Below are 14076 nucleotides of genomic sequence, written 5' to 3' on the forward strand. Positions count from 1 at the left end.
TTTAGCTTGGAACAGGAATCAAATGCCCCCTCCTGGATTTCCCGGCACTCTGAGTCTTTTGCAAACACGGCTCTTAATAGATTGGTACAATCACGGTAAGCTTTTGGTCCTAAGGTTTTTAAAGACGCTGGAAAATGGACTGCACGCAGACTGTGATTTTCTGAAAACGCCCGCCGTTTAATTTCCTTCATTGTCTTAGGAAGAACAACTTCCTTTCGGATCTGGCACTGGAAAAAGGCTTCCCGTCCAATAATCTTACAATTTGGTGGGAGAATGACTTCCCGCATCCGTCCATCTGCCCGAAAACAGCCATCGTCAATGTAGATATATTTTTCCGGGATCTCCTTCCTTGTAACATCCCCCTTTAACATTTTTGCCTGCTGTGCTGTAAATGTCCGGCTGTCATACCGCAACATACTCCAGCGCATTTCTTCATCCTTATAAACACGCATTCTTTTCTTTCCTCCGCTTTTTAGTGTAACAAAAACAGAGCCCCATTACTTCGATGAGCCTCCGTCCTTTACGACAAGTGGAATATGCTGACTTAAAATGCGCTGTTATGTACCGCTGATTTCATACAGTGATTATGGTTCCGGAATCGCACCGAATTTTCCTAAATCAGCCTTATCTGGCTGAACCATGTCTGGTTATTTGATTTTTCGTTCTCTGATATTTCTACCTATATCAAATATTAGTATTATAGCATTTGAAAGGACATCTGTCAAATTTTGGCAATCTATGAATATTTTTGCATGATCAGTGGTTTAGAACCTTGTGGGCTTACCTTGCTATTTTTCGTCTCCCTGGTAGGGATTTCCCACATCGTTTCCAAGGTCGCAGGTGTACACCCACAAGATCACATCCCCGTCTTTTGGCTTATACGCAGATGCCCCATAATTTGGAAATGTCCCATTGACACTGTACATCCAGCCGGAATTTTTTCCGCAGTCCAGCTCATAGAGCTGGTTAATTCCTTCCACATAGTAGCTGTTATAGAGTGGCGTGTATTTCGAAGAAATCTGAATCCCCTTTTCCCCACAGATGGCTTTTAAAATATCAAAGACACTCTCCCCTGTGGTAAATGAGACCGTTGTCTTTTTTAGGATCTGTCCATCCTCCGGGACAAACTCTTTTTTGGTTTCCTTTAACTCTTCCATGTGATCCAGAACCGTCGCACAGGAGATCTCGATCGTACAGGTCGCTGGCTCCCCGGAAGAGGAATCTCCCCCACAGCCAGTAAACACGCTGCCGCATACAAGCAGTAACAGGCTTAAGAATAGGGCCAACCACTTTTTTCGTTTTTGGTTCATACGCTTCCCTTTCTTTTTTCTTTCTCTACTGATATTGTAGCATTGTTTGAGGGGACTGTCATCTGGATTTCCAGTTTCTTTTAACCAGAAAAAACATCCACCACGCCAGAGAACTTTTCTCCGACATTGGTGGATGTTCCGATTCTTATTTTACAGTTACTTTAACCTTCTTTGTAACCTTTCCGGATTTTACTGTAATGGTTGCTGTGCCTTTTTTCTTCGCTTTTATCACACCATTTTTCGTAACGGTTGCTACCTTCTTATTGGAGGTGGTGTAAGTCACCTTCTCCTGTGAGGTGATTGGAGAAATAACAGGCTTTAAGGTAAGGCTCTTACCCTTTTTCAGGGTGAGCTTCGTCTTTAATCCGGTAATCTTAGTTGTTTTTACCTTCGCGCTTTGTACCTTCACCTTCAGGGTTGCTTTCTTGCCACTCTTTAAAGTGATGGTGATCTTTGCGCTTCCAGTTTTCTTGCCAGCCTTGATCTTGCCGTTTTTATCCACGGTCACAATCTTTTTGTTGCTGGAAGTCCAGGACTTCACGGAATCCCCATTTGCCAGACCGGTAACCTTTACTTTTGTAGTAGTCTGTTTCTTCTGAAGCTTGATGGAGGTTACATTTAACTTCATGGTAGCGGTCAGCTTGCTTCCGTTATCACGGCTCTGTTTTGCACCGCAGATGGAGCAGATTCCCTCCTGTTTCTCTGGTGAAAAAACAGTCGCTTTGGAAATGACCGTCCAGGTGAAGTTATGCTCGTGAGTAAGCATCGGGATCACTTCTGTTTTGGTTGTCCCACATACGGTACAGGTATAAACCTTTTCCCCGGCTGCAGTGTAGGTCGCCTGTTTAGTGATGGTTCCAGCGTCATAGGAATGCTGGCTGGTTTTTGGAATAACTTCTGTCTTTGTATAGCCACACACCAGACAGGTAAATTCCTTCTTTCCTTCTTCTTTACAGGTAGCTGCGGTTATTATCTTGCCATCTCCATAGGTATGTTTCTGATAGCCGCCCTTTTTTGTATTATCAGTGATGTCACAGGTTCCATAATCAGATTTGCATTCATGCCAGTGGCCTTCTGCGTCGGAAGTCCAGCCTTCTACCCACTTATGGTCATGCTCCTGTTTGTAATCATCGGTATAATGGAAGACAATTTCATCTCCATCTGTTAAAAACTGCTCACTGACACCAAGATCGGAATGGATTCCGTTTAAGGTGTACATCCAGCCGGAATTCTTTCCATTGGTAAACTCTCCAAGCTTCTCCCCATCTTTGGTGATGAAATCAATGTAGTTGCCTTTTGGATTGCTATATTCAAGCTGATTGTCTGCAAGCACTTTTTCCAGTACATCCAGTACCGTTGCGTTGCTGTCAGTATCTACACTGGTCTCCTGGATCCAGGTCTCCAGGTTTCCTGCCTTTAAGGTATGTACCTCACCGTCTGTATCACTGTCATGGGCTTTATCTCCAAGGAGTGTAAAGGAAACGGTGATCTTTTCTGCTTTTACCAGCACCTTCACCGTAATGGTTGTTTCAACCGCCCCATACTTTAACTGAAGCATCTGGCTGCCCCTGGTCTGGGGATCATAACCGATCACTGTGATTTCTTCAAAAGATGGATTGGTCTTGCTTCCATCACTCCAGGTAACGGTAAAGGTACCGCCGGAAAGATCTAATTCTTCTCCGATATAATACTCTGTTTTGTAATCTCCGGTAAGGGTAAGCCCTGTCGGGTAAGCGCCAGTTCCATAAACCGGATAATTCTCTCCCTGCTCCCAGTTGTGGTAGTTGCCGCTGTTTAAGCCATCCTTTACAGTGCCGTCGGCAAATTCCCCGGCGGTCTTTGCAAAGCAGTAATCGTTCTGGTTAAATTCGTAGTCGATTCCACATTTAGGATCATTTTCCACGGTCAGGATGTTTTCCACTTCACCGATTCCCTGGGTAGCACCACAGGAGTCCAGGTAATAGTTGTTGGAAATTCCCTGGAATTTATCGAAGCTCTTTAAATATCCGACAATGGCTCCTACATTGGTTTTTCCAGAAACAGTGCCGTAGAAGAAGTTGTTAGAAATAGATCCACTTCCATTTCCCCAACACTGCATGCAGCTTGGTTCCCCGCCAAAGATACCGCCAACGTTCGATACACCACTGATGGTTCCTGCTACATAACAGTTTTTCACGGAAGCAACCGGAGTATTCGGAGCAGAATCTGCCTCATAGCCGCTTCCCAGGATTCCTCCTACCCACTTGCCAGTAGCATTTACGGTTCCAGTGAAGCTGCTGTTTTCAATGGTACAGGAGCCCATAGACTGGCCTTTAGCTCCAGCTAACCCTCCGACTTTGTTTAATCCTTTCACAGTTGCTGAACTGCTACAGTTGCGAATAATTCCATTAATTGTACCAGCAAAAGTTCCAATACTGGATTCCTGACCTGTATATCCGATCAGAACACCACTCTCTGCCTTGCAGTTTTCAATTACAATCGAGTTGGCTCCGGAAGCATATCCTCCAATCAGTCCTGCCTTTTTGGTACTCATGCCAGATTTTAACGTAACATTCCGAATCGTAACTGCATCCGGACATCCTGTGTTATAAATACCGTCAGGACCATAATCAACTGTATAACGGTCAACCAGACCATATCCATTAATCTGTTCTCCCAAAAGATTGAGATTTTCAATCACTGCATCACGGACATAATTAAACAGCGGCTTTCCATTTGTCGCGACTGTGACCGTGTGCCCTTCGCCATTTAAGATTCCAGAAAATGGCCAAATATATTTTCCATTCCCTGTGCTGGTGTTTCCAGGTTGGATTGTACCAATTGGTTTCCAGTCTGATGGAAGATTGATATCTTCTTTTAAAGAAAAATTGCTTCCATAAAAATCGAATCCGTCTTCATTGACTTTCTTTTGCAGAGCTTCCAGATCAGACAGATTTTGAATTAGATAAGGAGATTCTTCAGTGCCATTTCCTTCCCATGGAAATGGTTCATCCACTGCAGTCATAGCTGCAACATCAGAGCAGATTTCCTCACTATAAAACGAATCAAACCAATTTTCCAGCCTTTTTGTTTTTACTTTACAGTAATAGTACATCGTGCCATCGTCTGGAATTGGTGGTATATAAGAATCTTTTGTAGCACCTGGAATCAAAGTTCCATTTTCGGAATTATTTTCAGTGTTTTTATACCATTGATATAAAGTGTCTTCTGTAAACCATTGCGATTTTTCCGTCTCTATTTTGAGCTGATAAGTTATCGGCTTACCTTTTACATATATAATACTTTCAGGTTGCTTTGTTATTACAGGGGAAGAAACAGTTTCCGGAAGTACTTCGTACTGACCAAACGAACTCCATTCACTATATTTTTTTCCATTCAGTTCATAAGTAACTTCACAGCAATAACATTTTTCTGAACTAGCTTCATTTGTATCTACAGTATAAGTAGGTTCTGTAGCCCCTTCTATGATTTTACAAGCTGTTTTTGGATAATTCCATGCTCTAAAATACCGCTCTGTACTCTGTAAATAATACCATTGATAAGTAAATTTTCCCTCTCCATTGCCTGGCACTGACGCTTGCACACTTATCGTTAAAGGTGTCTCTCCCAAATGTAATGTTTTTATATTAGTAAATGGTTCTTTAAATGTAACATCTGGAGTATAGTCAATTCCACTCTTTTTTATAATCAAAGAGTATTTGGCTGTTTCCTGACAATATACGTCGCTACTCTCAATAATTTCTATTGTCGCTATATACTCTTCTTTATTATCCCAATTTGGTACAATACAGTATTTGCCTAAATAATCCGGTTTAATTTCCTCTTCCTCCAACATTACTTTAAGAGAAGAGTTATATCCGTATGCTTCTAGTTCAAGATTAATATGTTCAATATTCTCTGGCATATTGACAATAAGTTCTTGGTTATCCAATGAGTCTTCTAGATTGGACGGGATTTCGTGATTTTTGGGGTCAATAACTTTTATTTCTTTTAAATGATTACGATAACGAATTTCAAGATCGCAAGAATCAATAACATTGCCATTCTTACTTACTTCTATCCGTATTGATCGAATAGCCAAATTATATCCTTTTCCTTGATCCAATATAGCATCTTTAGAAATTGCCTGGCTTAAATATACATATTTATTTTGGATTAAGCTAACTCTATGTTCCGCTTGATCTCGCGGACTCGTATAAACAGCATAAACATGACAGTCATCACTCACTGCTTCTTTCATGCCTACGTTAACATACATATCTGTTTTGTTAGTATGCGTATTTACATATGTCATTTCCGCTGGAACAATAAATGCCTGGCTTCCATCTAATACACTAAGAGCAATATCTTTTTCTTTTTCTTCCGTCTCAAAATGAAGTGTTACTGTATCTATGCAAGATTGTTTAACACTTTCATTTGGAATAACTGTTATATAGGAATAAGCAGCTGATATTAAAGTAGCTCTATCACCATCAGCAGTTTCTTCCATTTTCTCTGCCGTAATAAAATATGGTTTCTCCCGTGATTCCAATCCTGATATAGTTACTTTACCCTGTTCATCTGTAATTAAACCTTCTGCCTTTTCTCCGTCAATATAAATAGATGCGCTTTGGCAATTACTATAAATATGTGCATCACTTGTTTCTTTCAGCTGTAACGTTATATCCTGCCCTGCAAAAACCGTTTGTGTTTTCCTTGTAAAATATGCATAAGAATCCACACTTTTTCGTTTTTGAATAAAGAAACAAAGATCATCACCGTCATGAATCAATCTATTTAAAGAAGTTTGATAATTTGCGCTATCATTGTTTAATACCGATTTTATAAACGGAACATCATCGCGATTAATTCCCCATAATTTGTAAATAAGCCCATAATATAAACCACTATCATCTGCATGATAATCATATCCCGCTTCAGAACCACCTGGATAATATAAGTCGTGCGCCAGTTTTAGGGCATCATCCATAGTGTAAGACGCCTTGCCACTAAGCAATACGGTACGGCCAGCCATAGGCTTACCGTCTTTGTCATTTAAAAATTTACCGTCTTTGCTTACACTCACAGTAACCTGAATTTCCTGTGTCTCTGTATCTTCGGACAGACTGGTTCCATCACTAAAAGAAACAATATCTGCCTCTGGCAGTTCATCTGAATCAGTAAAACTATCACCTTCTGATTCTTCTATATTTCCATCACTATAAAAATCAGTGTTTTCTTCCTCTTCATTATTTGAATTCTCATTTTCTGTAAAATCTGTTTCTACAGAAATATCGTTCCCGCTAATCCATTCTTCTGCAAATGTATCTACTGGGATTTGCAATACCAACAAAAAAACAAGCAGCCAACTGGCTATTTTTTTCCATAGTCCTATTTTTTTCATTCTTTTCAGCCACTCCTTCTAAAAAAGGCTCCCCTTCCTCACGGTGTTGATTGTCAAGTAAAATTGACCCACTTTTACGTTTAATTTTGACCCACCTGAATTCAGAAATCACCTGATTTTCAAGTGGGTCATTTCTGTATGTAAATCTGATTTTTTACACTGTGAATTGACCCGTCAAGCGCATCAGCTGAACGGAAGTTCAGCATCCGGATCCATTACCGGATCACTCCATTCAGTATTTATGATTATGCTGTCTGAAACAGTATCATAATCCCCGCGAAGCTCCCTTAATTCTTGTTCTCGTTCTTCTTCTGAAAGACTCATCCACCATTCATACATTTCATCCTGGAAACGCATTGCGCTGACAAAGTCCATTGGGCATCCGTTTTCGCTATAAATATAGTCTCCGTTATCATAGGGGCTTCGTCCACTGGCTACCCATTTTTCTAATTCACGTAACTCATCTTTCGACATGGTTATTTCTTTTTTGTATTGTTTTAACTGTTCCTGCAGGAATTCTCTGTGCTCCGCAGGCACATTTTTTCTAAATCTCATATCTGCCTCCTAATTAATGAGCACCTGATATCCGTCAGTCTGCATTGAACTTTTATTGATCAGTATTCTTTTGCCGATTGGATCCAGCAATACATACTTACTGAGTTCCAGTAACCGGTCACTGATCAGGGAATGTACCATGTTCTCCATGGCTTTTATACGGTCATTTCGATTTATAGCTCCTTCAGATCGATCAGATGTTTCGATTTTATTTTCACAGAGCATCTCTAAATTTAAAAATATATCATCTTCCTTACGGCTGTCTGATTCAAAACGGTCAGTATCATAGTTATATCCAAGACTCTTGTCTGCTTTCATCCTTTTCATAACACAAGTTGGATTTTTGATCTCATAACAGCTCCGCATTAGGTCATAGGCGGCTGTTTTTCCCTCTGTATTGTAAACTTCTATGATCTGCGGATATTTATCCGGTGTGATTTTTATACTCATTTCTATGCCTTCCTTTTTTAATACTCAGTTTTTGGACCTTTGACACGATAGCTGTCACCCGTTATACTTATGACATGGCAATGATGGACCAGGCGGTCAAGGATCGCTGCAGCGGCCAGCTTGCCGGTGAATAGTTCATCCCATCTGCCCATGGGCAGGTTTGTGGTGATAATGAGGGAGCTTTTTTCATATCTTTGGCGAATGATCTGAAAGAAAAGGCTTTCTCTTTCTTTATCCATTTTTAAATATGACAGTTCATCGATGATCAAAAGCGGAATCTTACTGATCTGTTTCAGAGTTTCTTTCAGATATCCTTTCTGCATATCCTCATACAGCTGATCGACCAGTTCTTTTGCATTCACAAAGAGAACCTTATATCCGGCTTCACATGCATTCCGGCCAATCCCGGTGGCGATCATACTTTTACCGACTCCCGGCGGCCCAATGATTATGATATTTTCATGGTTATCCATAAATTCAAGTCTGCCCAAAGATTGAATTTTATCCGCATCCAGGTTTGGATTGAAGCGGTAATCAATGTCAGACAGCCGTTTATCAGAGTCGAAATTAGCTGCATCTGTCAGGCGTTCAGCCTGTCGGCGTTTCTTTCCTGTTTCCTCCGCTTGTAACAGCATGATCAGGAAATCTTCATACGTCATAGACTGTTCTGAAGCTACACGTATAAGTTCCTGATATTGTTCGCGCATATCGACCAGTTTAAACTGTTTCATTCTGGCTTCTATATAAGCTGCGTTTACAGCACTTGTCTCACTAGGCATTTACCGTTCCTCCTACATTCTGTTCATAGTAATCCAGATCCCGCAAAAGTTTTGAATCATCGTCACGGTATTCTCCGGTTTTACACAGAACTTCCGGTCTCTGTTCAGATATCTCAGGAAGAGACAGCCGGCCTGCATTGTAAGCTTTGAGCAGTTCTTTAAATGACAGGATGTCCATAGAATCATGCTGTATTGCATATCCAATAAAACGATTGAGGGTATCTGTATCATAAAGTTCTTCGAGCAACATGATCTTTCTTGCGTAATGTGTGGGCTGGTCAAACTTTTTCCCGGCTGCTTCCAGATAAGCCAGACCATTGCTGTATCTGGCAGTGAATTCCCTTCGTATCTGCGGAATCGATGTTGGCGCCTTTGGTGCTACATTTTTATAGTGCTCCGAATTTGTCAGGATTTCATGCTTGTTACGTGATGCTTCCAATTTCATGACATAGTTCTTTTTTCTGTCATAAAGCTCGATTCTGAACCCATAGATGATCCTGAAATACATGGTTTTGGCTGCAAAGATATCAGGAACGCTATACTTATTTCCGCCAATGCTGATATAACAGTCAGGACTGATGATCCTGCTTTCCAATTCCTTCAGTCGATAACGACGGTCTGGCAATGGCAGCAACAGATCCCGTTCTTCCTAAAGATAATGTATGTTTGGAATTCTTTTGGTCGTTGTGTGTGTTTCATTACACCAGGACTCAACGAAATCTTTTCCACGACGATTCAGATCTTCCATTGAAGCAAAGTGGTTTCCCTTTATGAATTGTTCTTCGATATAGTTGAAGGGTCTCTCGATCTTTCCTTTCTTGCGCGGCCAGTAGCAGGGACATGCATTAAGTTCTGTTCCCAGATGTCTTGCCATAAGCAGGGCATGGGGATTATAACGGATCTCCATTTCGTTCCTTGGATTATTTTCGATGACCAATGCTGTTGGATTATCGATCAAAAGCTCCAGTGTTACTCCACCAAGATCTTCAAACAGTTCCTGAATTGCTTCATAAATGGCTGCCGCATCTGCCTTTAAAGAAAAACAGACTGCTTTCTTTCTGGATGCTGAAAGTATCATTGAAAAACAGTAAACAGTTATGATCACGCCATCAACAGGAACATTATAAGGTGACCAGTCGAACTGAGCCTGATCTCCCGGAGGGCTTTCATGCCTTACAGTAGCTTTGGAACTGATGTGGTCTTTGATATCCTCTTCAATTTTTGACAGATACCGGTAAACAGGGCCAATGCTTCCTGTATAACCTCTTGCTTTCAATTCTCTAAAAATCCGTGTTCCATTGAAAAGAAACGGTTCGCATCGCCATTCGATGATCTGTTCTTTGAAACCATCAATCTTGCTCTTATAAACTGTCCGTTTATACACCGGTGCTTCTTTTTCTTCTAAAAGACTCCTGACAGTATTTCTGGACATTCCAAGTATTTTTGCAGTTGCCCGTTTTGATCTTGTCTGTTTATAAACTCGCTGAACAGCAGCCCAATCTTGCAAATCATACACCTTCTTTCAAACCTCCTCTCTTGTATTGGTGCATACAGAGAGAAGTGTATCGTTTGCTATCAGGTGGGTCAATTCTGAGTATTAAATTTTCAAGGTACAGTGTAATCAAGACCAGTTCTACTTACTCATTGCCACTGCTGTAGGTGGGTCAATTTTCCTCGTTAAAACTGGGTCAGTTTTAAGTATAAATCAACACACGGAAGAAGAGCCTTGATCCTAATGCTTATTTTACTCGAACAGTAACTTTTACTGATTTGGAACCAGATTTAATTGTGATTTTTGCTGTTCCTTTTTTCTTTCCCGTTACAACACCCTTAGCGGAAACCGTTGCCACTTTTTTATTTGAACTTGTGTAAGTAACTTTCTGTTTGGAGGTAAATGGAGTTACCACTGGTTTCAGGGTAACTTTTTTGCCCTTCTTAACTGTTACTTTTGTATTTGCTACGGTAACCTTTGTAGTCTTTACAGCAGCTTTCTGCACTTTCACAGTTACAGTCTTTTTCAGGCCGCTTGCAAGAGTGATCTGAAGTTTTGCAGTACCAGCCTTCTTTGCTGTAAGCTTGCAGGTACCGTTTGCACATCCCTTTACAGTAAAGATCTTAGTATTGGTGGATTTCCATGTCTTTACAGAATCGCCCTTTGCAAGGCCAGTAACTTTAAGACCAGATGTGGACTGTTTTACTTTCAGCTTTACGCTGGAAGCGTTTACAGTAGCAGTCGCTTTTAAAGCAGTACCTACTGTCTTTGTCTCCTTTTCTCCACAAGTCTCGCAGATTCTCTCCTGCTGCTCTGGTGCGAAAACAGTTGCTTCAGCAGTTACTTTCCAGTCACCAAACTTATGTCCAGTTGCTTTGATTGCTTCAGTTTCAGTTGCACCACATCTGCTGCAGGTTTTGGTAATCACGCCATCAGCTGTACAGGTTGCTTCTTTAGTAACTTTAGATGTAAAATCATGTCCAAGTGCTGCAATCTTCTGCACATCTTCTTTCGCATCACATCTGGAACAATGCTTGCTCTGCTCACCATCAGTTGTGCAGGTAGCTTTTACATCTACACTATAGTCTTTCGCAAAATCATGACCAAGTGCCTGAATTTCCTCTGTTACAACATCGTTGCATCTGCTACAGGTCTTAGTAAGAATTCCTTTCTCTGTGCAGGTTGCTTCTTTTGTCACTTTGGAAACATAATCATGTCCGAGAACTTCAATCTCCTGGCTATCATCTTTTGCATTGCAACCTTCTCTTGTACAATGTTTACTCTTGGAACCTGGCTCTGTGCAGGTTGCTTCCTGATCCACCACATAATCCTCTGACCAGTTGTGTCCATTCACAGTGTCTACAGGAAGTACGTTTTCATCGTCTGCATATGAATAATGATCACCGCATACTTCGCAAACACCAACTTCTTTCAATCCTGTTTCGGTACAAGTAGCAACTTTAGGTTCTACACTATCTGCCTTGCAATGAATTTGAACATTCTCAGAAACTGATGCGCTGATTGCTAGATTTTTCCACTGTTCTCTGCTTCCAGCATAACAAATTGATGTCAAATCATTACAATCAGAGAATGCATCTTCAGCAACATTTATTTCTGCATTGCCGAAAGAAATCTTTTTCACCGATGATCCTAAGAATGCATAAGAACTAATATCTTTTACATTTGGCAGACTAATTGTTTCTAATTTTGTTCCTTGAAATGCTGTTTTACCGATAGATTCAACTCCATCAAAATTAAAAGAGGATAGTGCAGTTCGTTGAAATGCATTTGCTGGAATATTCACTAATTTACTCGCATAATGAATATCAGCTAAAGAATTACAATCAGAAAATATTCCATCTGATAATTCAGAATCACCAATGGAAACTGATGATAAATTCTTGCAATTATAAAAAGCATTGCTTCCAAGAATAACACCATCTAAAGGAATTGTAACGTCAGTAAATCCAGTGCCAGCAAACGCAACATCACCAATTGATTTTATATTATTAAAATCAAACTTCACTAATTTAGTGTCATTCTGAAATGCTCCGAAACCGATTTCAGAAAGTGTTGACGGCACATCAACCTCTGTTAAGTTTTCAAATAACTTATTTCCGCCTTTGCAAAAATTATTCTTGCCAATAGCTGTTATTCCTTCACCGATAACGATTTTCGTTACGTTCTGTGCACTTGTCTGTAGCGTGCCACGACACCACATTGCTCCAGCAACAGATCCCCAATCTGGTAATTTTCCTTCTGTTGCACCCTCTGTTAGCCTAAAATATAATGTTGTCCCATCATATTTAAACTCGATTGGTACCCCATTTTTTACTATTTTATATCCTGTATCAGCTTCATCAGCAAATATTTCAGCCTGTTCAGTCTCTCCACATTCTTCAGAATCAACGAAATTATAGCCATCATTTTCATCATCTATAATATCATAATTTTCATCCCGAAAAGAGTCCTCATCTTCTGATACAAATGTCTCATCTTCTTCAAAACTACTAAATGTAGCTTCTGCTGCACTTACTGGACTATATGCAGATAAAGCTAAGCAAGTAGAAAGAATGAAAAAAAATTGTTTACGTTTCATCTCTCACCGTCACCTACTTACCATTTTAATTCAGAATGATCATAGCTTAAGATGATTGAAAAATCACTTGCCGGACACACAGCATCACTCATTGTATATTCCGGATACGCTGTACTGTTAATACTTTCCATACCACCTTCCAGCCACATCCAAGAATGTCCGCTCCATACACCATGAATGATATTGCCTTCATCATCGTATTCCAAATCTGAATAGTTATTGTCATTTGTTTTTGTAGCAAACGATGTCTTAGCACGGTTATTAATTCCCATAGAAATCAAATACCAGTCAATTGAGCCATCTTTATTGGTTACTTTATTCCAATTAGAACTAATGCTTGCTGTTAACGCATTATTAGAATCGCTTGCTACTTTTCCTTTTGCAATAGCTTCATAGATAGACTCACCAGGATTTGTATCAAGTACAATTGTTGGGGTAGTTGAAGTTTCCTGATAAATATTTGTTACTTTCTGATCGTAATCTCTAACATAAATATTCATCTTTGCTGCGGAAGCGATTACGCTTGAGCTCATTGACATTGCTGCTGCTAAGATAATAGCGGATACTCGTTTAAAATTCTTTTTCATGGTGTTGTCTCCTTTCAATTTAAGACCATTTTTCTTTTTATAATTTTTAGTTATCATTTTGTTGCTAATCCGACCTGTGACCCTCCTTCCTGTTTCTTTATTCTTCAAATCAAGTCTGCCTATAGCTCAGATCCTGACTATGAAAAATCACATTTAGATAACAAAAGCGAAGTCTCCATAAACAAATATAGGAGTCTCCGCCAACGTGTAGTATGGTCTGACTTAAGCACTTTATATAAAATGCTATACACAGGTAAACACAAAGGTTTAGTTCCAGATTTCCACTGGATTGTCTTAAACAGGCTCTTTAGGAGCCGACCACATTATTATTTATTTGTTGTCAAAATCATAACATTTATCTATAAATTTGTCAATCATTCTAAAAGATTTTTTAAAAATTAATTATATATATAACATTTCTAATATGGTCATTTCAATAACTTTCTCCCACCAAAGGGGGCTGTTTTCAGCCCCCTAATCCTACTCTCTTCCAAATACAACTGCCTTTTCCTTCTGGAGCGGACCTAATGCACTTCTATAGGTTACAATAAGCTGCTCTTTTCTTTTCATGACATGTTTTAACTTCCACCAGGTTGTCACACATTCGTTCTTATGTGGAAGACGCATGCCGCGGACTGAATAGCCAGCTGCCATCATCACCGTAAGGCACGCTCTTGCATATAACACGCCACGCTCTTTATTAACACGCATATAGGTATCGCGGATCCAGTCTGCCAGCTTCTTTGCATCAGTGATCTTCTCCATCTGGTTTTCATAGAGCTCCCTGCATTCGATTTTACTGTTTGCAAACAGCGTTTCCAGCTTAGAAGATACCTGCGGCACCTTCAGCTGACAATTATAAAATGTCCTTCTTGCGTCATATCTTTCACAAAACTCTTTCTGTTCGGTTTTTCTCATAAA

General features: G+C 40.0%; 11 protein-coding genes. All 11 read right to left on the reverse strand.

Translation table 11 applies throughout. The features are described from left to right. Window positions 1-452, reverse strand: a 452-nt coding sequence (locus AB5170_RS16900) for a leucine-rich repeat domain-containing protein (protein ID WP_368365111.1), incomplete at its 3' end; no start/stop codon positions are given. A 336-nt stretch (window positions 453-788) separates the two neighbouring features. Then, window positions 789-1310, reverse strand: a complete 522-nt coding sequence (locus tag AB5170_RS16905) for a DUF4430 domain-containing protein (protein ID WP_294430777.1) — start codon at window positions 1308-1310, stop codon at window positions 789-791. Between the two features lie 145 nt (window positions 1311-1455). After that, entirely contained in the window at window positions 1456-6693 is a 5238-nt protein-coding gene (locus tag AB5170_RS16910) for a DUF4430 domain-containing protein (protein ID WP_173718723.1), read from the reverse strand. 183 nt (window positions 6694-6876) lie between these two features. After that, window positions 6877-7248, reverse strand: a complete 372-nt coding sequence (locus tag AB5170_RS16915; protein ID WP_118031848.1) for a hypothetical protein — start codon at window positions 7246-7248, stop codon at window positions 6877-6879. 9 nt (window positions 7249-7257) lie between these two features. Further along, complete coding sequence (locus AB5170_RS16920; RefSeq protein WP_195380410.1) at window positions 7258-7698, reverse strand: hypothetical protein; 441 nt, start codon at window positions 7696-7698, stop codon at window positions 7258-7260. A 17-nt stretch (window positions 7699-7715) separates the two neighbouring features. Next, window positions 7716-8477 (reverse strand): IS21-like element helper ATPase IstB, encoded by a 762-nt coding sequence (istB, locus tag AB5170_RS16925; protein WP_118031850.1) that lies wholly within the window; start codon window positions 8475-8477, stop codon window positions 7716-7718. Further along, complete coding sequence (locus tag AB5170_RS16930) at window positions 8470-9111, reverse strand: hypothetical protein (RefSeq protein ID WP_368361891.1); 642 nt, start codon at window positions 9109-9111, stop codon at window positions 8470-8472. The genes istB and AB5170_RS16930 overlap by 8 nt, the downstream gene beginning before the upstream one ends. A 15-nt stretch (window positions 9112-9126) precedes the next feature. Continuing rightward, a complete protein-coding gene (gene istA / locus AB5170_RS16935; RefSeq protein ID WP_368361890.1) occupies window positions 9127-9993 on the reverse strand; it encodes an IS21 family transposase in 867 nt (288 codons plus the stop codon). 223 nt (window positions 9994-10216) lie between these two features. Continuing rightward, a complete protein-coding gene (locus AB5170_RS16940; protein ID WP_215661261.1) occupies window positions 10217-12568 on the reverse strand; it encodes a leucine-rich repeat protein in 2352 nt (783 codons plus the stop codon). A gap of 17 nt (window positions 12569-12585) precedes the next feature. Continuing rightward, complete coding sequence (locus AB5170_RS16945) at window positions 12586-13263, reverse strand: hypothetical protein (protein WP_173718721.1); 678 nt, start codon at window positions 13261-13263, stop codon at window positions 12586-12588. A gap of 372 nt (window positions 13264-13635) precedes the next feature. Beyond that, window positions 13636-14073: a hypothetical protein gene (locus tag AB5170_RS16950; protein ID WP_173718720.1), complete on the reverse strand. Its 438-nt coding sequence runs from the start codon at window positions 14071-14073 to the stop codon at window positions 13636-13638. Window positions 14074-14076: the final 3 nt, after the last annotated feature.

Origin of the sequence: Ruminococcus sp. RTP21484sp1_RTP21281st1_A8_RTP21281_210402, from assembly GCF_040914025.1 — a bacterium.
Lineage (GTDB): Bacteria > Bacillota > Clostridia > Lachnospirales > Lachnospiraceae > Blautia_A > Blautia_A faecis.

What these genes read in the sequence shown, in the direction of transcription:
- AB5170_RS16905 (WP_294430777.1), bottom strand. Translation starts at nt 1,310, where the DNA reads ATGAACCAAAAACGAAAAAAGTGGTTGGCCCTATTCTTAAGCCTGTTA.
- AB5170_RS16910 (WP_173718723.1), bottom strand. Translation starts at nt 6,693, where the DNA reads ATGAAAAAAATAGGACTATGGAAAAAAATAGCCAGTTGGCTGCTTGTT.
- AB5170_RS16915 (WP_118031848.1), bottom strand. Translation starts at nt 7,248, where the DNA reads ATGAGATTTAGAAAAAATGTGCCTGCGGAGCACAGAGAATTCCTGCAG.
- AB5170_RS16920 (WP_195380410.1), bottom strand. Translation starts at nt 7,698, where the DNA reads ATGAGTATAAAAATCACACCGGATAAATATCCGCAGATCATAGAAGTT.
- istB (WP_118031850.1), bottom strand. Translation starts at nt 8,477, where the DNA reads ATGCCTAGTGAGACAAGTGCTGTAAACGCAGCTTATATAGAAGCCAGA.
- AB5170_RS16940 (WP_215661261.1), bottom strand. Translation starts at nt 12,568, where the DNA reads ATGAAACGTAAACAATTTTTTTTCATTCTTTCTACTTGCTTAGCTTTA.
- AB5170_RS16950 (WP_173718720.1), bottom strand. Translation starts at nt 14,073, where the DNA reads ATGAGAAAAACCGAACAGAAAGAGTTTTGTGAAAGATATGACGCAAGA.